Raw genomic sequence first — 23,130 nt, 5'->3', positions numbered from 1 at the left:
AATGATGAAGGTCTCTTTTGCTATGATCATTATTTAACTTTTACTTCAACATCGTTGCTGAATTTTAATTTCCAAGTGCCTTTAGAGTATGCGTTTTTATCAACTTCAAAAGCTTTTACGTCAGTAACTTTAATGTTCGGGTTCAAGTCACTTAAAATTTTACTGTTGTCTACTTTTGTTTCTGTTGCATAGCTTGAAGAAGCATCAATATCTGAATCATAGGATGTTCCTTTAGAATCTACTAATTTCGCTCTTGGAATGGAGAAAGAGCTTAACGGCTTGTCTGACACATTTTTAACTGTGTATTGAACAGCTACGATAACGCCGCCGTCAGACGCTTTTTTCTCGACAAATTGAGAGCCTACTGAATCTCTTTTTTCCACTTTCGTCACAGTCACTTCTGTTTTTTCTGTCTTAACAGTATCACCGATGTTATACAGTTTTTCCTTGGACTCCGCAGCTTTTGAGGACGCAGTTTTAGATGATGAAGAATCGCCTCCGCCGCCGATATTTACGAGAATGATAATAACCACTACTGCCAGAAGCAATGTGATGATTTTATGTCTCATAAAAAAGTTTCTCTGATCTTTACCGCAGTTTGGGCATTTTTTAACGCCTTTAGCGATTTCTTTGCCGCATGCCTTACAAGACACTAAGTTGCCTGCCATAATATTTCCTCCTATGTAAACTATTTCTTAAAAACTACATACTATAATGCCTGTAAAATAACCTATAGTCAATACAATTTTGAGAAAAATAGTATTTTGATGATTTTTTAGTCATATATTTTATAAGGGCCTTTATTAGTATCGGCAGGCCGTTCGAATTTTTCATAGGTTTATGGAAAAAAGAGTGGTTGAACATGTTCGTGATTTCCCGTATAATCTTGAAAGAAATATAAAAACTGAACATAAAAAACAGTGGTTTTCTAGGGTTCCGCAATGCTGTATTGGTCTGGACCGAGAGAAAACACACAGCAGGTTCCTGCTGTGACACGGTGGGATAAAAGCCCGGGAGTTTCTGCTCTTTTGATGAAGAGTGCTCTCCCGGGCTTTTTTGATTTTATAAAAAGGGAGTGTCTGGGATGAAAAAGAGGTTGCTGGATGTGCTGATGCTGATGATTGGGGCTTTTATCTTCGCATTGGCCGTTAATTTATTCGCCATTCCGAATGATCTTGGAGAGGGCGGGGTAACGGGGATTACCTTGATCTTGTATTATGTGTTTGAATGGTCGCCCGGGGTGACGAATATCATTTTGAACGGGATCTTATTGATCATCGGATATAAGTTTTTAGACGGTAAAACAACGCTTTATACGATCATTACCGTTGTCGCCAACTCGCTGTTTCTGCATCTGACGCATGACTGGCACTCGCCGTCACATGAACTCATTATTAATACTATTTTTGCGGGTGTGTTTGCCGGTGTCGGAATCGGAATCATTATCCGAGTCGGAGGCACGACTGCGGGATCCGCCATTTTGGCGAGGATTGCGAACAAATATCTCGATTGGAATATCAGCTATGCGCTTTTGTTCTTTGATCTGATTGTCGTCTTCAGTTCTTATTTCATTATCGGTGCAGAAAAAATGATGTTTACCATTGTGATGCTGTATATCGGAACGAAGGTGATGGACTTTATCATTGAAGGGCTGAATACGAAAAAAGCGGTGACGATCATATCTGAGCATAAGCACGAAATCGCTGAGCAGGTCAACACGCTTATGGACAGAGGGGTGACGCTGCTGTCGGGTAAAGGGAATTACACGGGGCAGTCGAAAGAAATTTTATACATCGTCATCCAGAAACAAGAGCTCTCCATGCTCAAGAAAATTATTAAAAGCTGTGATACAAAGGCATTTGTCATTGTTCACGATGTGCGGGACGTCTTTGGTGAAGGCTTCGTCGATATCTCTAAATAAAAAAGATCCCTCTGCCGGTGCGGAGGGTTTTTTTATATGCCGGGGAGAAACGGTAATGATCCGTTTCCCGGGAAATAGCCGGAAAGCTGTTTCTAAAATGAAGTAGATACAATCCGCCGGACGTTTTATACTGAAAATATGATAGAGCGATAGAGAGGAGCGCATATGAACCCGTTATTGGCAATTTACCCGAGGGCTGTGCTGTCTGATACGTGCTGTACGGCAGAGGATGTCTTTTGTTTTTATGATGAGACGAGGCGGGTCTATGTCGCCATTCCGAAGGAGGATATCACCCCGAAGGAGAAACTGCTTCTGGAATCGTTTTTGACACCTGCTGAAGAGAAAGGCGTTTTTTTTGCGGAGACGGCAGAAGCAAAGAGATGGCGGCGCTTTCTGCTGGAAGAGGGCCTGGTTCCTGACGTCAAAGAGTCTCGTGTCCGTTTTATTCATTATGACTTAATGGGGGAACGGAACTGGGGGGCGTTTACAGAATCGTTGCGTCATTTCTGGCCGATTCCGTATACCGTTGTCCGGACGGGAAGGGATCAGGGCGTGATTGTAGAAGAAGAAAAGCTTGAAGCCCCTGATCCGGGTGATATCGCATCTTTTGTGAAGGTTTCTGAATGTGATTTTTATTTCAGTGTCCGTTTCTTCATCGGGAGGTATTACGGTGCTGGGGAACGTCTGCGCCTTCATTATCGGAGAGAACAGCAATATTTTCAGATTGGAAGGCGTCATCTCCCGCAGCTGAGCACGCTGACCGCGGAAACGGTATTTCCGGCCATGCTCTCGGAAGAAAGCAGAGAAAAGCTCTCTGCATTGCTTCACGAAGAGGCGGTGTTGCTGTTTCAGAAAGAACCGGAGCTGAAGCATACGATTCAGACTTTTATTGAACATAACTCAAACATGTCGCTCACATCGAAAAAACTGCATTTGCACCGCAACAGTCTTCAATATCGGATTGATAAATTTGCGGAACGCTCAGGTATTGATATTAAGACATATCGGGGCGCCCTGCTGGCTTATTTCATTTGCCTGCAGTATGAAAAATCACATTAAATGGGAAAAGTGCACGAAGGCTGCTGGCTTTTTTTATGAACATTGCCTATACACGCCGCCGCCGGACGCTGTTACAATCCTATTTAAGAAAGCGTTTACAAATAAAGGGGGATATACATGGCGGAACTTCGGCTCGAGCATATTTATAAGTATTACGATCAAAAAGAAGCGGCTGTCGATGATTTTAACCTTCATATTAAAGATAAAGAGTTTATCGTGTTTGTCGGTCCGTCGGGATGCGGAAAGTCGACAACATTGCGGATGGTTGCCGGGCTGGAAGACATCTCGAAGGGCGATTTTTATATCGGAGACACGAGGGTGAATGATATCGCTCCTAAAGACAGGGATATCGCCATGGTGTTCCAAAACTATGCGCTGTATCCGCATATGACGGTCTATGATAATATCGCTTTCGGTCTGAAGCTGAGGAAGATGCCGAAACCGGAGATTAAAAAACGGGTCGAAGAAGCAGCGAAAATGCTGGGGCTCACAGAGTATCTGCACCGCAAACCGAAGGCGCTCTCCGGCGGGCAGCGGCAGCGTGTTGCATTAGGACGGGCGATCGTCAGGGACGCCAAAGTGTTTTTAATGGATGAGCCGCTGTCAAATCTGGACGCAAAGCTTCGGGTGCAGATGCGGGCTGAAATTATTAAGCTTCATCAAAGACTGCAAACAACTACCATCTATGTGACTCACGACCAAACAGAAGCGCTGACGATGGCGACACGCATTGTAGTCATGAAGGATGGGAAAATTCAGCAGATCGGCACGCCGAAAGAAGTCTATGAACATCCGGAAAACGTTTTTGTCGGCGGGTTCATCGGCTCCCCCGCGATGAACTTTTTTAAAGGAAAGCTGACAGACGGCGCCATTCAGATCGGTTCAGCCGCTCTCAGCGTGCCGGAAGGGAAAATGAAAATGCTCCGGGAAAAGGGGTATGCCGGCAAAGATGTGGTCTTCGGCATCCGCCCGGAAGACATACATGACGAGCTGATTGTGGTAGAATCCTATAAGAATTCATCCATCACAGCTAAGATCAATGTCGCGGAATTGCTCGGGTCAGAAATTATGGTTTATTCCCGGATCGGGGATCAGGATTTTATCGCTCGGATTGATGCCCGCCACGACATTCATGCCGGTGAGGAATTGACTGTGGCTTTCGACATGAATAAAGCTCATTTTTTCGACAGTGAAACAGAAATCAGAATCCGCTCATAACGCAAAGCCGGACAGCTGGATGTCCGGCTTTTTTGATGTAACAATTTTTGCCCGTCGACCGATATAAAAAGTAAATAGCAGACAGAAAGCAGGAAAACCATGAAACGCATGATTACGTGTATGTGCCTTTTGGCTGCTCTGTTAACGCTTGCCGCCTGTTCTGACCATGAGGCAAGTGCCGAAGAGAGCATTCCGAAGGCAGAAGCGCACCACGATAAAAAGTCTGTAAAGCGCCAAATCAAAAAAAAGCCGGATACGTCCGCCTGGGTTAAAACGAAAGGAACGGCGAGACTGCCGATTCTGATGTACCACAGCATTTCTGAGGGAAACAGCCTGCGTGTGCCTAAGGAAGAATTCCAGCAGCATATGAAGTGGCTTCATGATCACGGCTATTATACGATGACTCCGGAAGAAGCCTATCTGATGCTGACGGAGGATAGAGAGCCGCGTGAGAAATGCGTTCTGATCACATTTGATGACGGCTATACCGACAATGTGAAAGCGGCGTATCCTATTTTAAAGAAATATAAGATGAAAGCGACCATCTTCATGATTGGTAACTTTATCGGACATAAAAATCACCTGACTGAGAAGCAGATGAAGGAGATGGCCGCACACGGCATTTCCATTCAAAGCCATACGATGAACCATCTCGAATTGAACGGGCTCACGCCTCAGCAGCAGCGACGCGAAATGGCGGACTCTAAGCGTTTATTTGATCAAATGTTCGGGCAGCGGACGTCTGTAATCAGTTACCCTGTCGGACGATATAATAAGGAAACATTAAAAGCCGCACCTGCTGCAGGCTACCGTATGGCGGTCACGACGGAGCCGGGAGCGGCATCGAGAGATCAGGGGCTTTATGCGCTTCACCGTGTCCGTGTGTCGCCGGGCATGTCCGGTACGGCATTCGGCTCTTATATCCAAAATGTGATGAAATAACAAAGCCTCCGCATATGGCGGAGGCTTTTTCCCGTTTAATAGAATTGATGAAGCAATAGGAGGGTGACGCTCACGGTAATCGCCCCGCCGATTCTGGTCGATACTTGGGCAAACGGCATAAGCTCAAGCCGTTCAGCGGCGCTTAAGATCGCGACGTCGCCTGTGCCGCCCTGACCGGAATGGCAGGCATTGATGACCGCCGTCTCAATCGGGTACAGGTTCAGCCATTTACCGGTCAGAAAACCGACGGCTATCATTGTAATGACGATGGATAAAATGGTAATGATATTGCTGATATTAAACGCCGCAATCAGTTTGTCCCACGGTGTCATTGAAACGCCGATCGCAAATAAGAGCGGATAGGTCACGGCTGTCGAGAAAAAACGCGAAACGCCGAAAGCTCCGTTTTCAATCGAGGCCGGCGCCAGCCTGAACAGCTTAATAAGCACGGCAAGGACGAGCATCACGACAGGAGCCGGAAGCTGAAAGAAATCATGCGCCAGCATGCCGACCAAATACAGGGAAACCGCTAAAATCCCCCCCGAAGCGAAAAAAGACAGATTAAACGCATTGTCATTGGCCGGCTGTTCCAATACAGGAGCGGATTGATCAGACTTATCAACCTTCCCATTGCCCGTCCATTCCGGCTTGCGTTTCCCGATGACGTTCAGCAAACCCGATAACATAATGGCGCACAGGCTGCCGAGCATGATGGACGGCAGCACAAGCGCAAAGGCGTCTCCCTGGGACATCGGCATAATATCGGAGTAGCCGATGGATAAAGGAATCGCGCCCTCGCCGACACCTCCCGCCATAATCGGGACGACAATATAAAGCAGTGTGTGCTGAAAACCGAGCCCGAGAAGCGTCCCGACGCATAAGCCGACGATGGCGGCCGCGATCGAGCCGGCGATCAGCGGAATGAAAATCTTGACGAAAGCTTTGACGAGAGTCTCTCTTTTCATCCCCAGAATACTGCCGACAACGATACCGGCAATAAATAGATAGAGAAAGTTAGAGTTTTCCGTGAATTCTGTTGTTGATGTAATAATGTCTTTCGGAAGCAGGTGGTAGTAGACGACAGCGGACGGAATAAAGGTTGCGAGGATCGCAGGGCCGCCGATGGAACGCACGATCGGAATGGATTTTCCGATCTGGCCGAAGGTAAATCCGAAAAAACTCATGACGGCAATCGATGTCAGGATGTCGCTTTTTACATCGTGTTTCATGACAAACACCGTAATAAGCAAGAAGAGCAGGATATAGATAGGAAGAGGAATAATGCCGATTCTAATATTCATTGCTCTGGCAAACCAATTATCAGTCCGTTGCTGTTTTGGGATTGAATCCGTTTGCAAATTTGGTTGAAGTTCTCCCATGCTTGTTCCCCCAGTCGTTATGTAGTGAAAAATATCCCCATTTAAAGTATACTAAAAAATTTAAATTGTTCATATATTAAGAATTTACTAGAAAACATACTTTCAACTCATTTTCTTTCTTAAAAAGGCGATTTGGCGGCCTTTCCCGCTGAATAAAGCATTTTGTTCGCCACACGAATAAAAAAGAGGTACGATATGGAAGGGACAAAAATCCTAGATGCCGACATAAAATCTCTACAAATTCGACATTAATCGGTCACAATTTCAGCCTATTTTTAGGTATATCGATCTTTTTTTTTAGGCGGAATCGTTGTAAAGTAATGATATTGAATCATTTCTATGACAGCCGGCTGCCCCCCAGGGAGTGCAGGCTGATAATTCATTAGTTTTGACAAATTTGTGAAACGTTGAGCAAATATATCATTTCTTGTGAAATACCGAGCAATGGTTTTGTCTTGTTTGTGAAATGTTGAGCAATTTACCAGATTGGAGGAAAAACATCATGAGTGAGTTGGTTTTAGCCCGCATACAATTTGCATCTACAACATTGTTTCACTTCCTGTTTGTGCCTATGTCTATCGGGCTTGTGTTTATGGTTGCTTTGATGGAGACGCTTTATGTTGTCAAAAAACAAGAGACCTATCTCAAAATGGCTAAATTTTGGGGACATCTCTTTTTAATTAACTTTGCTGTCGGCGTCGTCACAGGGATTCTTCAGGAATTCCAGTTTGGATTGAACTGGTCTGATTATTCCCGTTTTGTCGGAGACGTATTTGGCGCTCCGCTTGCGGTTGAAGCGCTTTTGGCGTTCTTTATGGAATCTATTTTTATCGGATTATGGATTTTCGGCTGGGACCGTTTATCTAAAAAAGTGCATTTGCTTTGCATTTGGCTTGTATCCCTCGGGACGATTATGTCATCTTTCTGGATTTTGACGGCAAACTCATTCATGCAGGAGCCGGTCGGCTTTGCGATTAAAAACGGCCGCGCGGAAATGAATGATTTCGGGGCGCTTTTGACAAACCCTCAGCTTTGGGTTGAATTCCCTCACGTTATTTTCGGGGCGCTTGCAACTGGTGCTTTCTTTATCGCCGGTATCAGCGCATATAAATTATTGAAGAAAAAAGAAGTGCCTTTCTTCCATAAATCTTTCAAGCTTTCTATGATTGTCGGTCTGATCGCCGGTATCGGCGTTGCGTTCAGCGGACATATGCAGGCTGAGCATTTAATGGAATCGCAGCCGATGAAAATGGCCGCCAGTGAAGCGCTTTGGGATGACAGCGGTGATCCTGCCGCGTGGACGGCTTTTGCGAACATTGATACGAATAAAGAAAAAAACACATCAGAAATTTCAATTCCTTACGCACTCAGCTACTTGGCTTATCAGAAGTTCAGCGGCAGTGTTAAAGGGATGAAAACTCTTCAAAAAGAATACGAAAAAACGTACGGAAAAGGCGACTATATCCCGCCTGTTAAAACGACGTTCTGGAGCTTCCGCATTATGGCGGGTGCAGGCGCGCTTATGATTTTTGCCGCGATTGCCGGCTTTATTCTGAACCGCCGCAAAAAGCTTCATACGAGCAAGTGGTATTTACGGGGCATGATCGCACTGATCGCATTCCCGTTCATTGCGAACTCTGCCGGATGGATTATGACTGAAATCGGTCGCCAGCCGTGGACGGTCATGGGGCAATTGACGACCGCACAATCCGTTTCGCCTAACGTAACGACGGGATCTCTGCTGTTTTCAATTATCAGCTTCGGCGTCATGTACTTGATTTTAGGCGCGCTGCTTGTTTTCCTATTCGTTCGTGAAATTAAAAAAGGTGCGGACCATGATGATCACAAGGATGTTCCTGTATCAACAGATCCGTTCAGTCAGGAGGTCTACCATGGGGTCACTTCATGATCTTTGGTTTATACTCGTTTCGATTTTGTTTGTCGGATTTTTCTTTTTAGAAGGTTTTGATTTCGGTGTCGGCATTTCGACCCGATTTCTTGGCCATAATGAATTAGAACGCAGAGTGCTGGTTAACACCATCGGCCCGTTCTGGGATGCGAATGAGGTGTGGCTGATCACAGGTACGGGAGCGATTTTCGCGGCATTCCCGAACTGGTATGCAACGATGCTCAGCGGATATTACATTCCGTTTATCATCATTCTTCTTGCCTTGATGGGCCGCGGCGTGGCATTTGAATTCCGCGGGCAAGTGAACAATCTGAAATGGGTCAAAACATGGGACTGGGTGATTTTCTTCGGAAGCCTTATCCCGCCGTTTTTATTCGGCCTTATCTTTACAAGCTTGTTCCGCGGTGTGCCGATTGACGGACACATGAACATTCACGCAGGTTTTTCAGATATTGTGAACGTGTATTCCGTTCTTGGCGGAGCAGCCGTCACCCTTCTTTCATTCCTGCACGGTTTAATGTTTATCACCTTGCGCACGATCGGTGATTTACAAGAGCGTGCGAGAAAAATGGCAAAACGCGTAATCGGTGTTATCTTTCTTGTTGTACTTGCTTTCTTTGCGATGTCTGCATACGATACGGATATGTTTACACGCCGGGCAAACATCACGATTCCAATATTCGTGCTGATTGTCATCTGCAACGTTCTTGCCATTGTGTTCATGAGCAAGAAAAAAGACGGCTGGGCATTCGGTATGACCGGCGCGGGTCTCGCTTTGACAGTCGCGATGATTTTTATCTCCCTGTTCCCGCGCGTCATGGTCAGCTCGCTGAAAAGCGCGTATGACTTAACAGTAGCTAACGCGTCTTCCGGTGATTATTCACTTAAAGTCATGACAATTGTCGCACTGACTTTGCTGCCGTTTGTCATCGGCAGTCAGATCTGGAGCTATTATGTCTTCCGGAAACGCGTCAGCCATAAGGAGCCTATGACTTATTAATGGGAAAAGACCTGTTTCTTTATAAAGGAATGAAGCGGATTCTTGCGATCATTACGGGATTAACGATCATACAAACGGCCGCCATTATCTTGCAGGCGGAATGGCTGAGCCAGGCGGTAACCGGATTATTTAACGGGAAGCGGATTGCTTCTCTTTATCCGGTTATCGGCTTTTTCCTGCTTGCGTTTTTGGTCCGGCACGCGGTGACAACGGTCCGGCAGAAAATCGTGTACCAATATGCCGCGCAAACCGGCGCAGACTTAAGAAAAAGATTTCTTGAGCAATTGTTCCGTCTCGGCCCCCGCTTTGCGAAAAAAGAGGGGACAGGCCGGATGGTGACGCTGGCGATGGAAGGCATCAGCCAGTTCCGCCGCTACTTAGAGCTGTTTCTGCCGAAAATGGTCAGCATGGCGATCGTGCCGGCTGCCGTTGTCATTTACGTGTTTTTTCAGGATAAAACATCGGCTTTGATTCTGATTCTTGCGCTTCCGATTTTGATTGTATTTATGATCCTGCTCGGACTTGTCGCACAGAAAAAAGCTGATCGCCAATGGAAGTCCTATCAGACGCTTTCCAATCATTTCGTGGATTCGCTCCGCGGACTGGAGACATTGCGGTTTTTAGGATTAAGCAAATCACACAGCAAAAATATTTTTCATGTCAGTGAGAGATACCGCAAGGCGACGATGAGCACGCTCCGGGTTGCGTTTTTATCATCATTCGCCCTTGATTTCTTCACGATGCTGTCGGTGGCGACAGTGGCGGTGTTCCTCGGCTTGCGGCTGATAGACGGACAGATTCTGCTCGGCCCGGCATTGACCGCGCTGATTCTCGCGCCTGAATACTTTCTCCCGGTTCGCGAGGTGGGAAATGATTACCACGCGACATTAAACGGGCAGGAAGCGGGAAAAACCATTCAGGCGATTTTGGCGCAGCCCGGTTTTAAAGAAGAAAAGCCGCTCGAGCTTGATACGTGGACTGACGGAGATGAATTACAGCTTACGCGTTTGTCCGTCCGTGAATCGATGTCTGAATTTAATCTGTCCTTTAAAGGGAAGAGAAAAATCGGGATTATCGGGGAAAGCGGCGCGGGAAAATCGACTCTCATTGATGTGCTGGGCGGCTTTTTAGAGCCTGCGTCCGGTGAAATCAAGGTAAACGGTGAATCCCGCTCGCATCTGCAGTCGGACGGCTGGCAGAAGCAGCTGCTCTATATTCCGCAGCATCCGTACATTTTTGATGACACGCTTTTGAATAATATCCGGTTTTATCATCCTGATGCTTCCCGTGAGGAAACGGCGCAGGCCGCTGCTTCGGCGGGTCTTTCCGAACTGATTCGTGATCTGCCCGGCGGTCTTGACGGCCGGATCGGTGAGGGCGGGCGGGCGCTCAGCGGAGGGCAGGCTCAGCGTGTCGCGCTGGCCAGAGCCTTTTTAGGAAACCGTCCGATTCTCCTTTTGGATGAGCCGACCGCTCACCTTGATATTGAAACAGAGTATGAAATAAAAGAAACGATGAAAGACCTGTTTGAAAATAAGCTTGTTTTTCTGGCCACTCATCGTCTTCACTGGATGCTTGAAATGGACGAAATTATCGTGCTTGATGACGGCGCAGTGGCGGAAATCGGCACCCACGACGAATTGATGGCGAAACAAGGCGTATACGCCAAACTTGTAGAGGCGCAACTGGGGGAAAGAACATGAGGAAAGAAGAATGGATTCTGCCGTATATTAAGCAAAATGCCCGTTTGTTTGTTCTTGTGATTTTTTTAGGCGCGGTGACGATTTTTTCGGCGGCCTTTCTCATGTTTACTTCCGGTTTTTTGATCTCAAAGTCAGCAACTAGGCCTGAGAATATCCTGCTGGTGTACGTTCCGATTGTGGCCGTGCGCACCTTCGGGATCGCCCGTTCAGTTTCCCGGTATGCCGAGCGTCTGACGGGGCATCATATCATTTTGAAAATCGTGTCCGACATGCGGGTGCGGCTTTACAATCTGCTGGAGCCGGCCTCTCTCATGCTCTCTTCCCGTTTCCGGACGGGCGACATGCTCGGCATTTTGGCTGAGGATATTGAGCATTTGCAGGATGCGTTTTTAAAAACGATTTTCCCCGGGGTTTCCGCTTTGCTGCTCTATGCGGCATCCGTTATCGGGCTCGGCTTTTTTTCCTGGCCGTTTGCCGCTCTTGCGGCGATTTACCTGTTTGTATTGGTTGTCTTATTTCCGGTTGTGTCGCTTCTTGTGACGAGAGCGAAAAACATGAGGCTGAAAAGCGGACGGAATACGCTCTACAGCCGGCTGACAGATGCCGTGCTCGGCGTGAGCGACTGGATGTTCTCGGGACGTCAGGCCGCCTTTATTTCCTCTTATGAAGAGAAAGAAAAGGCATGGTTTGACCTCGAGAGCAAACGTCAGCGATTTACGAGGCTGCGCGATCTCGCCGCACAATGCCTTGTCGGCGGCTTCATATTGATCATGCTGTTCTGGACGGCAGGTCAGTATGCGGACGGCAGCATCGCCAACACGATGATCGCGGCCTTTGTGCTTGTTGTATTTCCATTGACGGAGGCGTTTTTGCCCCTTTCGGATGCGCTGACGGAAGTACCTTCTTATCAGGATTCGATCAGAAGAATGAGTAAGGCGGCTCCGGAGCTGCGGGGGCGTGAGGTGAAGCAGTCAGATGAGAAACTGGATGTCACTGATGTGACACTGGCGTTTGATAACGTGTCATTTTCTTATGATCAGCACAGTCATGTGCTTGACCGCTTTTCCTTCACTCTCCGCCAGGGTGAAAAAATGGCGTTGCTCGGCAGGAGCGGCTCCGGTAAGTCGACCTCTCTCGCTTTAATTGAAGGCGCCTTAGTTCCCGATTCAGGCAAAGTGACACTGAACGGGCTGGAAACTGCGGCCGTACAGGATCAGATTTCCTCAGCGGTAGCCGTTTTGAATCAGAAGCCTCATCTCTTTAATACGAGCATTATGAACAATATCCGGCTCGGAAACGGCAAGGCGAGTGATGAAGATGTTAAGCGTGCGGCGCGGCAAGTGAAGCTGCACGACTATATTGAATCACTGCCTGACGGGTATGAAACGTCCGTGCAGGAGACGGGGATTCGTTTCTCAGGCGGGGAACGGCAGCGGATCGCGCTTGCCCGTATTCTGCTTCAGGATACGCCGGTCATTATTCTTGATGAACCGACGGTCGGCCTTGATGCGGTCACTGAACGCGAATTGCTTGATACGATTTTTGACGTCTTTAAAGAGAAAACGATTCTCTGGATTACACACCATCTAGCAGGTGTGGAAACAGCTGATAAGATTGTCTTTTTAGAAAATGGAAAAGCAGAAATGGAAGGAACCCATCAAGAGCTGCTTGCAGAAAACGAACGGTACCGGAAGCTTTACCGTCTTGATGTTCCGATCAGAACATAAACAGCCGCAAACGTGCGGCTGTTTTTTTGTGCGGTTTAAAATCTCTTCTTGTTTGGAATATAAATAAGAGACAGAAGAGGAGGTACAGAGATGAACATACTGGATTGGACGGAACGGGATGTGAAAGATACATTGCCAAAGCGTGAGGCAGACAGCCATAAGGGGACGTTCGGGACGGCGTTATTGCTGGCCGGAAGCGATGACATGCCGGGAGCCGCCCTTCTTGCAGGTTTGGGCGCGATGAGAAGCGGTGTCGGCAAGCTCGTCATCGGTACATCGGCAGGCGTCATCCCGCTCATTGTCCCGGTGCTGCCGGAAGCGACGTACTGGCGGGACGGGTGGAAAAAAGCCGCGGCGGGTCAGCCGGAAGAAACCATCCGGGCCGCGGCCATCGGGCCGGGGCTTCCCCAAACGGACGAAGTGCAGCAGGCGGCTGACCAGCTGCTTTCTGCCGATTATCCCGTCATACTGGATGCGGGCGCCATAACGAAAAGAACCTATCCGGAAAGGAAAGCCCCGGTGATCTTGACGCCTCACCCCGGCGAATTTTCAAGGATGACAGGCCTTCCGATTCAAGAGATTCAGCAGAACAGAGCGGCATATGCCGCGGAATGGGCGGAGCGGCTTCATGTCACGATTGTCCTGAAAGGAAACGAAACCATTATCGCTTTTCCTGACGGGGAGTGCCGCCGGAATACAACCGGAAACGGTGCGCTTGCAAAAGGCGGGACCGGCGACACGCTGACGGGAATGATCCTCGGTATGCTGTGCTGTCATCAAGACCCGAAACATGCCGTATTGAACGCCGTCCGCCTTCACGGCGAATGTGCGGAGTTATGGACGGAAGAGCGCTCCGCACATACCTTATTGGCGCACGAACTTTCCGAACTGCTGCCGCGTGTATGGAAGGAATATGAATAAAGAAAAGGCGTCTTCATAGGGAAGGCGCCTCTTTTTGTTTTAACCTTGATTTCATCAGAACATAATACAACAGCGACGGAACGGCCAGCCCGACGACCCAGGCGATGTCGCCTCCGCCGAATATTTCAGCGAGCGGCCCGATGTAAAAGGACGTATTGATAAACGGGATTTCTAATATGATCGACAAAACGAATGCGGCCGCTGTAATCCAGTTGACCCTGCCGTATTGTCCGTTGACGTCAAACATCGATTTGACGTGGTATTTTCCGCGGCGGACAAAATAGTAATCCACGAGGTTGATCGCTGTCCATGGAATTAAGAAATAACTGATAAAAAAGATGAAATTTAAAAACAGTTCCATGAAATTGCTTTGGCCTAGAAGACTTAACACAGTACCCGCTGCCGTCACATAAAGGATCATTACCACTCTCGTTTTAGGCGTCACCTTCAGTTTTAAAAACGGCTCCAAGGTGGTCGTGGTTGACATAAAGGCTCCGTATAAATTAAAGACGTTGATCGCCATTTGTCCGAACAGGACGATGATCAGCATAATAAAGGAAAACGGGCCGAACAATCGGACAATTTCATTTCCGGCATTAGCAGTGAATCCCGGGAGCGCCGTCGTCAAAATAGCGCCGAGAAGCATCATCCAGATAGAACTGACTGACGTACCTGCGTAGCTGTACCAAAAGGTATGCGATGCCGGTGTTTTGACCGGAAGATAACGGGAATAATCTGCGACATATGGCGCGTATGCCAGCTGCCATGTGGCCACCGCGCTGACCGCCACTAAGAAAACAGGCAGATCTAATGAGCCGGGCGCCCAGCTTCCTGAGGGAATCGGCAGTTGAAAAATAAGAATCGTTGCAGCAAAAAAAACGGCAAAGGAGGTCCAAGAGAGGATTTTCTGCATTTTGTGAATCAGATCATGACCGTAGATCGTGAGTAAAAAACAGATGGCGCTTAAGCCGATAATACACCATGAAGCCGGAATCGGTACAAAGCTGCTCAGTGTACCGGCTGCGAGAATCGTACTGCTCGCAAAGAAGCCCAGGTAGATAAACATGACCAAAAAGAGGGGCAGAATCGCTCCGATCACGCCGAATTGCGCGCGGCTTTGAATCATTTGCGGAATTCCGAGCTGAGGTCCTTGTGCGGAATGAGACGCCATAAAGATTGCGCCGATAAAGGTTCCGATCATAATGGCGGCGATACTCCAAAAGAGATCGAGTCCCATTGTAACGGGCAGTGTGCCTGTGACTAACGTCGTTATATGCATATTCGCCCCGAACCAAACGGGGAATAAATCTTTGGCCTTTCCGTGTCTTTCGTGATGCGGAATATGTTCAATCGTTCGCCTTTCTACTTTCAATAGATAATCTCCTCCGTATGTCTTCTTTTAACATAAAGTCATAGCTTAACAGATTGACTTACCGTTTACAAATTCCAGTACACAGGAAAAACATTGTAAAGCCTCGCTGACAGCCGTTCTGAGATTTTTTGTGAAACTGAACAGACACTGCCGCCAAAACGATTTACCGGGGTTTAAAAGGCATGGAGATGCTTACGGACTAATATGTATGAAGGAGAAATGTGTCAATCTTTTGACGAATGGAGCTATTATTCGCTAAGCTTTAAGAATAGTTTACTTTGTGTAAATTTCATAAACGAAAAGGGGATTGATGATATGTGTACAAGTCTTACATTGAAAACGGCAGATGGTAATCACCTATTGGCGCGAACGATGGATTTTGCTTTTCAGCTCGACACCGACGTCATGCTGTACCCTCGTCAGTACAGCTGGAAAAGCGAAGCTGACGGCAGGCTGCATAAGACGAAATACGCATTTATCGGCATGGGGAGAAATCTCGGCAATATTCTGTTTGCCGACGGCGTGAATGAAAAAGGGCTGTCTTGTGCGACGCTGTATTTTCCGGGCTTTGCGGGATACGAGAAAGCGGAACGGGAGGGCACGTGCCACATCGCTCCTCATGAGTTCGTCACATGGGCCTTATCAAACTGTGAATCTCTTGAAGACGTAAAGGAAAAGCTCGCTTCACTGACAATTGTAGAGAAGAAGTTAATGTTATTGGATACGGTGCTGCCCCTTCATTGGATTTTATCAGACCGCACGGGGGGCTGCATTGTGATCGAGCCGACGCCGGAAGGTATGAAAGTCTATGACAACAAACCCGGAGTGATGACCAACAGTCCTGAATTTCCTTGGCATGTGACCAATCTGCGCCATTATATCGGAATCAGGCCGCAGCAGTCAGAAAGCAAAACATTGGGCGGAATGACATTAACCGCATTCGGCCAAGGATCTGGAACGATCGGGCTTCCCGGTGACTACACGCCGCCATCCCGATTCATCAGGGCCGCTTACCTGAAAGAGCATTTAGAGCCTGCCGCTCATGAAACAGATGGCGTTACGGCCGCTTTTCACGTGCTGTCCAATATGAATATTCCAAAAGGCGCGGTGATCACCGAGGAGAATGAAATTGATTATACGCAGTATACGTCCGTCATGTGCTGTGACACGGGGAGCTATTACTTTCATCTGTACGACAACCGGCAGATCCATAAAGTAAGTTTATTCCATGAAGATCTTGACCGTCCGGAGCCGAAAGTATTTGCGGCTGTGGCGGAGCAGAATATACAGGAGCTTAATTAGCTCAAAAAAAAACAGGACGCGATTGTCCTGTTTTTTTGTTTAATACGGATCTGACGGATGGCTTTCCCGTTCAGCCTGCTTTGCGGCCTGTGCCGCATCCGTAGTGCCGATCGGCCCGCCGCTGTTGCTTTCGGAGGCTTTTTTCAGCCCTTCCGCCACGCGTTTACCGTAGTCCGGATCAGCTTTTGTGAAATTCTCAATCATTTGGTCCTGAATGTCTTTCCGGCAGGAAGAGAGCGTATTGACCAAGTTTGTGATCAATTCGTTCCGTTCAAATTCCGAAAAGCGGCGGTACGTTTCTCCGGCTTGGCCGAAGTTATTCGACCGGTCGATTGCTTCCCGCTTTACGTCTCCTTCGACATGAGGCGTATGGTCTTTACCATCCTGCTTCGCTTCTTTCAGTCCGCCCATAATAGACGGCTCATAGTTGACGTGCGGGTTTTGCCCTTCTGCCCGATCGACCCGATACTGCATTTGCCCGCCTTCCTGGTTGGTGGCGACATGCTTTTTCGGCGAGTTGATCGGAAGCTGCAGGTAATTTGCGCCGACGCGGTACCGCTGGGTATCTGAATAGGCGAATGTCCGCCCTTGAAGCAATTTGTCATCTGAAAAATCAAGCCCGTCCACAAGCACGCCCGTTCCGAATGAGGCTTGTTCCACTTCCGCATGGTAGTTTTCCGGGTTTTTGTTCAGAACCAATTTGCCGATCGGCTTCCAAGGAAAATCGTCTTTATACCACAGTTTTGTCGGGTCAAGCGGATCAAAATCCAGTTCGGGATGCTCGTCATCATTCATGATTTGCGCATACACTTCCCACTCAGGATAATCGCCTTTTTCAATCGCGTCATACAAATCCTGTGTCGCATGGTTAAAGTTTTTCCCCTGAATCTCTTCCGCTTCCTTCTGTGTCAGGTTGCGGATGCCCTGTTTCGGTTCAAAGTGATATTTGACGAGCACGGCTTTTCCTTCTTCATTGACCCATTTGTACGCATGGACGCCTGAGCCCTGCATCTGCCGATAGTTGGCCGGGATGCCCCATGGCGAAAACAAGAAAGTGATCATATGAGTCGCTTCCGGTGATTGGGAGATGAAGTCGAAAATACGCTCACCGTCCTGTATGTTCGTAACCGGATCAGGCTGAAATGCGTGAACAAGATCCGGAAACTTCAGCGGATCACGGATAAAAAAGATTTTCAAGTTATTGCCGACCAGATCCCAGTTGCCGTCTTCCGTATAAAGCTTAACGGCAAAACCCCGGGGATCACGCAGTGTTTCCGGCGAGTGCTTTCCGTGATTGACGGTTGAGAAGCGAACAAACGCCGGTGTTTTCGTTCCTTTCTTTTGGAACACCTTCGCCCTTGTGTATTTTGAAATCTCCTCGTCTCCAAAACTTCCGTATGCCTCAAAGTATCCGTGTGCGCCGGCGCCGCGCGCGTGAACGACGCGCTCCGGAATCCGTTCACGGTCAAAGTGGCTGATTTTCTCTAAAAAATCATAATTCTCCAATGTCGTCGGCCCTCTATTGCCGACTGTCCTGACATTCTGGTTGTCAGTGACCGGATGGCCCTGCCGGTTTGTCAGCGTGTCTTCTGACTCGCCTTTACCGGTCGTCTTACTGGAAAGCGCTTCTTCGCTGTCTTTGTTATTTTCCATTGCTGAACCCTCCTTTTTGAACGGTATCAATATGCCCAGCAGAGCCATTTTTTAAAACCGGTTTTCAAAAGAAGAGGTTATTCCGCAATCGGCGTTAAAGATCCGCCGTTCTATACTCAGGCCAGCCATAACAGCCATAAATAAAGCCCGATCAGGGTGATGAATAACGTCGGAACGGTTAATATCAGACCTGTTTTGAAATACATTCCCCAGGAAATTTTCACGTTTTTCCGGCTCAGCACATGGAGCCATAACAATGTCGCCAGCGACCCGATCGGCGTGATTTTCGGCCCGAGGTCCGAACCGATAACATTCGCGTAAATCAATGCTTCTCTCATCAGTCCGTGAGCGTCCGTTCCGCTGATGGCTATGGCGTCAATCATCACCGTCGGCAGGTTATTCATAACGGAGGACAGAACCGCAGCGATAAAACCCATTCCGAGCGTCCCCGCCAACAGTCCGTGATCCGCCGCTTTCTGAATAAGCTGAGAAAGAAGATCCGTCAGTCCGGCATTCCGCAAGCCGTACACGACAACATACATGCCGACAGAAAAAAACACGATGGCCCACGGGGCGTCCTTGATGACTTGTTTTGCAGGGACGGCGGGGCTTCGCTGCGCCAGAATGAGAAAAATAACCGCGATGGAGCCGGCAACGAAGGACACAGGGATCGACAGCAGCGCGCTGACGAAATACCCGATCAATAAAACGGCCAGGACACCCCATGATAACCGGAAAAGGCGCTCATCCTTAATGGCGGATGCAGGATGTTTCACAAGGCCGGTGTCAAACCGTTTCGGAATGTTTTTTCTGAAATAGAGATACAGCACCAAAATGCTTGCCGCCAAAGAAAAGAGGTTGGGCACCAGCATACGTGATGCATATTCAATGTATCCGATATGAAAGTAATCCGCGGATACGATATTGACCAAATTGCTGACCACGAGCGGGAGCGAGGTAGTGTCGGCGATGAACCCTCCGGCGATAATAAACGGTAAAATCAGCTTTTCAGGTAAATCTAAAGCCCGCACCATCGCCAGTACGATCGGCGTCAAAATGAGCGCCGCTCCGTCATTGGCAAACAGGGCGGAGACCACAGCCCCTAAGACGGAAACATAGAGAAACATCCGCAGCCCGCTGCCTTTGGCCGCCATGGCCATATGCAGCGCGGCCCATTCAAAAAATCCGATGCTGTCAAGAATCAATGAAATGATAATAATGGCGATAAAGGCAAGTGTCGCATTCCAGACGATTCCCGTCACTTCCGCGATATCATGCAGGCTGACTGCCCCCGCAATCAAAGCGAGGACCGCTCCGCCGCAGGCAGACCAGCCGATTGATATGTGTTTCGGCTGCCAAATGACAAATACAAGTGTCAGCACAAAAATCAGTGCTGATAAAACCGCAATTCCCAAGAATATATCCTCCTTATCGGCATGAAACAGTGGCTTCTTTTTGCCGCAATGTCTGTAAAACGCCGTCTTTTTCATCTATCTGCTGCAGAATGGAGCGGACCAGCGCGTATTCCGGACCGGACGGATGAATGGCATAGTACCGCCACTGGCCTTCCCGCCTTTCCCGCACAAGCCCGGCGTTCTTTAATTTCCGCAAGTGCTGGCTGATGCCGGGCTGACTCATGCCAAAAATGGCCGTCAGCTCACAGACACAGTATTCTTTCTCCTTCAGAAACTTCAGCATCAAAAGCCTTGTCGTGTCGCTGAGAAGTTTGAGGCATTGGCTGACCGCTTCGGAACTTAAGGCGTTATGCTGCCGTTGCATGCTCTCACTCCTTTTTTACATCATTATATAAGCATCTGTTTATATAAGTAAATAACAATATAAAAAAGCCGGCTTTGCACGTTTTGCAAAACCGGCTCATGTTTATTTTTGGAACAGCTTTTTCGCTTCATCCATTGCTAATTTATTTCCCAGTGCCGAATAATCAAGCCAAGGCTGATCGGCAATCTTATAGACGTGGTTTGCTTTCACGGCCTTCAGCCCTTTCCATACAGCGCTTTTTTGCAATTCTTTAAAAGCTTGCTGTGACTTGTCGTCTCTGTTAACGACCACGAAAATCGCATCTGCGTTGTAATCCGGCAGCACTTCTTGAGAAATGACCTCATAAGGGCGGGAGGTGTTCATGTCTTTAATGCCGTCAGCAGGCTTCAGTTTCAGGTCATCAAACAGAATCGGACCCATCGGGCGGCGTGTGCTGAAGACGCGAAGTTCTTTTGCATTCACGCGGATCGCCATGACTTTGGCGTTTTTCCCTAATTCCTTATCGATCATAGATTTGACTTGTTTTGTTTCATCTTCGTAATCTTGAATAAAGGTTTTCGCTTCTTTTTCACGGTTGACGATTTTTCCGATGTCTTTTAAATGATCGCGCCAAGTGCCTTTATCAAGGTCGAAAACGTGTGTGTTTCCGATTTTCTTGTATTTTGACACATCTTTTCCTGCAAATTCTTTATCAAGATAAATGTTGTCAGGGTTCAGTTCGAGTAACGCTTCCATATCCGGATCTGAGGCAGGGCCGAGTTTTTTCGTGTCTTTCAGCTGATTTTTTACATGAGGGAGAAAATCTTTTAATTCTCCGCCCACGACGGAACCGGCCGGTGTAATGCCGAGAGCCAGCAGGTCATTTGTCAGGTGAATGGACATCGAAGCGATTTTATGATCACCGGATGCCTTTTTTGTCTCTGGCTGTGTTGAATCGGATTGGCAGGCTGCCAATAAAAAAATACACATGAAACTGACGAGGGCAATTATTTTTTTCATGAGAAGACTCCTTGTTTTATGTTTTGATTTTCATAACCAGATAGAGAAAATACGGCGCGCCGATGGCTGCCGCAACCACCCCGGCCGGAATGGCGTTCGGCTGAAACAGAGAGCGGCCGATGGTATCTGCCGCGACAAGAATGACAAGGCCGATTAACCCCGCAATCGGGATGATATGCTGATGCATGGTGCCGACGAGCCGTCTCGCCAAGTGAGGGGCGGCAAAGCCGATAAAGCCGATTCCGCCGGCCATCGCCACACTCGCGCAAGACAGGCCGACCGCTATGGCGATCAGCATGATCCTTTTTCTCTGCACGTGTGCGCCAAGTCCTGCGGCGGCCTGGTCACCGAGCATTAAAATGTTCAAAGACCGGGCGTTAAGCCATGCAAGCGGTGCGAGAATGCCGATCCAGGGCAATAGCGACCATACATGAATCCAGTCCCTGCCCCAGACGTTTCCTACCAGCCAGCGGGAAGCGAATGTATAGGTTTCTTCATTCAGACGCAGCGACATAAACAATGTAACGGCGCTGAAGCCCGCGGAAACGGCGATCCCGACTAACAGCATGCGGATCGTTAAAAAGCCGTTCAGCCTGTCGTACGTGAGCACTACGATCAGCAGAGCGGCGAGGGTTCCGCCCGCAAACGTAAATAACGGGATGAACATTGACGCCTGCGCCTCGAGTGAATGAAAGAACGTGATATACATCATCAGACCGAACGAAGCCCCGGCATGAAGCCCAAGGATACCCGGATCGGCAAGCGGATTCCGGGACACGCCCTGCAAAATAGCGCCCGACACGCCTAAGCCGATACCGGCCAGCATCGTCACCAGTATCCGGGGGAGCCGGTAATCGAATAAAACGGTTGTGCTTTGAAACGTGCCGTATCCGAACAGCGTTTTTCCCACCGTAAAGGGAGAAAGCCGGAATGAGCCCGTATGCAGCCCGATCAGAATAATGCAAATAGCGATGATCAGCAGAATGAGGCCTGCCGCCGCCGCTTTTTTGGTTTCCTTCTGCACCTTCATTTATAATTCTCTCCCTTCCTTGCGGGCAATATAAAGAAAGAAAGGGACACCGACAAGTGCGACCATGATGCCTATTGCCAATTCTCTCGGGGGACTGACCGTGCGCGAGGCCAAGTCGGCCAAAATCAAAAGAATCGCCCCAAGCAACGCGGACATCGGAATAATCAGCCTGTACGTAACGCCGACGATCTTGCGGGCGATATGGGGGATGACCAGCCCGACGAAGCCGATTGCACCGGCAGCGGAAACAGACACACCGGCAAGAACAACGGCGATCATTAATCCCGCGGCTCGCGTCAGAGCGGTGTTCACCCCTAAATTCGCCGCAACGTCATTTCCCATTGAGAGAAGGGTGACGGACCGGCCCATGAATGTCGCGAGAATGATGAAGACCGCAATCACGGGAGCAAGGACTTGTAAATGAGCCCACTTGATTCCTGAGACCCCGCCGGCGTACCAGAAGGCCAAATCCTGGCTTAAATCGTAATAAATCGCCACACCTGTGCTGAGTGAATGTAATAGAGCGGCTACAACCGCCCCGGCAAGCGTCACTTTTAAAGGTGTCATGCTGCTTTTTCCCGCCGCGCTGATAAAGAAAATCAAGCCTGTGCTTGCCAGTGCGCCCAAAAACGACATCACCATCAGCAGGGCGTATGACAAATGAGGGAAAAAAGCAAAGCTGAGCGCAACAACAAACATGGCTCCTGCATTTACGCCTAAGACACCCGAATCGGCAAGCGGGTTTCTCGTGACACCTTGCATGAGGGCGCCGGCTGCTGCAAAGGCGGCGCCTGTAACGGCCGCGCCGAGCACTCTCGGAAGGCGCAATTCATGAATGATCTGCTGGCCCGTCATGTTTGGATTGTAATCAGCAATCGCCGACCAAACCGTATGTAAAGTAATGTCTTTCGCGCCGAATGAGACGGCGAAAAAAATAGACACAAGCAGTCCGATTACCGCGATCAGGAAGAAAACCCCGTTTTTTAAGATGCTGATCAGACGGCTTGCGGACGTGACAGAATCGCTCAAAAATCAATTCACCTACTTTTATGATCATTGTCCGGTATTTATTGAACATGAGAATCATTTTCATTTGAACCATCATATTATAACCAGCCGATTTTCAAAACGCAATAGAGTGTTCAACAATGATGCCCTTTTTTCTTTCATGTTTATATTGTAAAAAAGAAGTGAAAAACGTGAAAGAGGGAATTGA

At 48.3% G+C, this 23,130-nt stretch carries 19 protein-coding genes and 1 riboswitch; of the genes, 10 read left to right on the top strand and 9 right to left on the bottom strand.

Annotated elements, in window-relative coordinates; genetic code table 11:
* Positions 1-29: 29 nt before the first annotated feature.
* Positions 30-569, bottom strand: coding sequence for a DUF4352 domain-containing protein (locus AADZ70_RS14025; RefSeq protein ID WP_142354345.1), 540 nt, complete (start codon positions 567-569; stop codon positions 30-32).
* 348 nt (positions 570-917) lie between these two features.
* A riboswitch (guanidine-I (ykkC/yxkD leader) is annotated at positions 918-1,019 on the top strand.
* Between the two features lie 65 nt (positions 1,020-1,084).
* Here AADZ70_RS14025 and AADZ70_RS14020 point away from each other — a divergent pair.
* The 4 genes from AADZ70_RS14020 to AADZ70_RS14005 all read left to right on the top strand — a co-directional run bounded on the left by AADZ70_RS14020 (position 1,085) and on the right by AADZ70_RS14005 (position 5,140).
* Positions 1,085-1,921, top strand: a complete 837-nt coding sequence (locus tag AADZ70_RS14020) for a YitT family protein (RefSeq protein ID WP_016937469.1) — start codon at positions 1,085-1,087, stop codon at positions 1,919-1,921.
* Between the two features lie 165 nt (positions 1,922-2,086).
* Positions 2,087-2,980, top strand: a complete 894-nt coding sequence (locus AADZ70_RS14015; protein WP_342007213.1) for a helix-turn-helix domain-containing protein — start codon at positions 2,087-2,089, stop codon at positions 2,978-2,980.
* Positions 2,981-3,097: 117 nt separating this feature from the next.
* Positions 3,098-4,198: a sn-glycerol-3-phosphate ABC transporter ATP-binding protein UgpC gene (gene ugpC, locus AADZ70_RS14010; RefSeq protein ID WP_342007212.1), complete on the top strand. Its 1,101-nt coding sequence runs from the start codon at positions 3,098-3,100 to the stop codon at positions 4,196-4,198.
* A 99-nt stretch (positions 4,199-4,297) separates the two neighbouring features.
* The gene (locus tag AADZ70_RS14005) at positions 4,298-5,140 is read left to right on the top strand and encodes a polysaccharide deacetylase family protein (protein ID WP_342007211.1); all 843 of its coding nucleotides are present in this window, start codon (positions 4,298-4,300) and stop codon (positions 5,138-5,140) included.
* Between the two features lie 35 nt (positions 5,141-5,175).
* On the opposite strand, the gene AADZ70_RS14000 is transcribed toward AADZ70_RS14005, so the two are convergent.
* Positions 5,176-6,519, bottom strand: a complete 1,344-nt coding sequence (locus AADZ70_RS14000; protein WP_045925528.1) for a 2-hydroxycarboxylate transporter family protein — start codon at positions 6,517-6,519, stop codon at positions 5,176-5,178.
* Between the two features lie 502 nt (positions 6,520-7,021).
* Between AADZ70_RS14000 and AADZ70_RS13995 the strand changes: the two genes are divergently transcribed.
* The 5 genes from AADZ70_RS13995 (at position 7,022) to AADZ70_RS13975 (ending at position 13,779) form a co-directional block, all read left to right on the top strand.
* Positions 7,022-8,428: a cytochrome ubiquinol oxidase subunit I gene (locus AADZ70_RS13995; protein ID WP_342007210.1), complete on the top strand. Its 1,407-nt coding sequence runs from the start codon at positions 7,022-7,024 to the stop codon at positions 8,426-8,428.
* Positions 8,412-9,428 carry a cytochrome d ubiquinol oxidase subunit II gene (gene cydB, locus AADZ70_RS13990; RefSeq protein WP_016937475.1) on the top strand — a complete coding sequence of 339 codons (1,017 nt, stop codon included), beginning with the start codon at positions 8,412-8,414 and terminating at the stop codon, positions 9,426-9,428. Before AADZ70_RS13995 ends, cydB begins: the two co-directional genes overlap by 17 nt.
* Complete coding sequence (gene cydD / locus AADZ70_RS13985) at positions 9,428-11,131, top strand: thiol reductant ABC exporter subunit CydD (protein ID WP_049627639.1); 1,704 nt, start codon at positions 9,428-9,430, stop codon at positions 11,129-11,131. The genes cydB and cydD overlap by 1 nt, the downstream gene beginning before the upstream one ends.
* Complete coding sequence (gene cydC / locus AADZ70_RS13980; RefSeq protein ID WP_016937477.1) at positions 11,128-12,858, top strand: thiol reductant ABC exporter subunit CydC; 1,731 nt, start codon at positions 11,128-11,130, stop codon at positions 12,856-12,858. The genes cydD and cydC overlap by 4 nt, the downstream gene beginning before the upstream one ends.
* Positions 12,859-12,948: 90 nt before the next feature.
* Entirely contained in the window at positions 12,949-13,779 is an 831-nt protein-coding gene (locus AADZ70_RS13975) for an NAD(P)H-hydrate dehydratase (RefSeq protein ID WP_269774082.1), read from the top strand.
* 13 nt (positions 13,780-13,792) lie between these two features.
* Here AADZ70_RS13975 and AADZ70_RS13970 read toward each other — a convergent pair whose 3' ends face one another.
* Positions 13,793-15,151, bottom strand: a complete 1,359-nt coding sequence (locus tag AADZ70_RS13970) for a cytosine permease (protein ID WP_342007209.1) — start codon at positions 15,149-15,151, stop codon at positions 13,793-13,795.
* 315 nt (positions 15,152-15,466) lie between these two features.
* On the opposite strand from AADZ70_RS13970, the gene AADZ70_RS13965 reads away from it, so the two are divergent.
* Positions 15,467-16,453 carry a choloylglycine hydrolase family protein gene (locus tag AADZ70_RS13965; RefSeq protein ID WP_045925522.1) on the top strand — a complete coding sequence of 329 codons (987 nt, stop codon included), beginning with the start codon at positions 15,467-15,469 and terminating at the stop codon, positions 16,451-16,453.
* A gap of 39 nt (positions 16,454-16,492) precedes the next feature.
* Here the strand turns inward: AADZ70_RS13965 and katX are convergent, their stop codons facing one another.
* From katX to AADZ70_RS13935, 6 genes are all read right to left on the bottom strand, one after another.
* Entirely contained in the window at positions 16,493-18,106 is a 1,614-nt protein-coding gene (gene katX / locus AADZ70_RS13960; protein ID WP_342007208.1) for a catalase KatX, read from the bottom strand.
* Positions 18,107-18,222: 116 nt separating this feature from the next.
* Positions 18,223-19,521 (bottom strand): arsenic transporter, encoded by a 1,299-nt coding sequence (locus AADZ70_RS13955; protein WP_342007207.1) that lies wholly within the window; start codon positions 19,519-19,521, stop codon positions 18,223-18,225.
* A 13-nt stretch (positions 19,522-19,534) separates the two neighbouring features.
* Positions 19,535-19,885: a metalloregulator ArsR/SmtB family transcription factor gene (locus tag AADZ70_RS13950; protein ID WP_326123503.1), complete on the bottom strand. Its 351-nt coding sequence runs from the start codon at positions 19,883-19,885 to the stop codon at positions 19,535-19,537.
* A gap of 102 nt (positions 19,886-19,987) precedes the next feature.
* On the bottom strand, positions 19,988-20,884 hold the full coding sequence (locus AADZ70_RS13945; RefSeq protein WP_016937484.1) for an ABC transporter substrate-binding protein: 897 nt from the start codon (positions 20,882-20,884) through the stop codon (positions 19,988-19,990).
* A 16-nt stretch (positions 20,885-20,900) separates the two neighbouring features.
* Entirely contained in the window at positions 20,901-21,914 is a 1,014-nt protein-coding gene (locus AADZ70_RS13940) for an iron ABC transporter permease (RefSeq protein WP_047475966.1), read from the bottom strand.
* Positions 21,915-22,913, bottom strand: a complete 999-nt coding sequence (locus tag AADZ70_RS13935; protein WP_045925630.1) for an iron ABC transporter permease — start codon at positions 22,911-22,913, stop codon at positions 21,915-21,917.
* Between the last annotated feature and the right edge of the window lie 217 nt (positions 22,914-23,130).

Origin of the sequence: Bacillus sp. YBsi01 (assembly GCF_038406745.1) — a bacterium.
GTDB lineage: Bacteria > Bacillota > Bacilli > Bacillales > Bacillaceae > Bacillus > Bacillus siamensis.
Note: the sequence above shows the minus strand (reverse complement) of the source record. Positions and strands in the feature narration are given on the sequence as shown.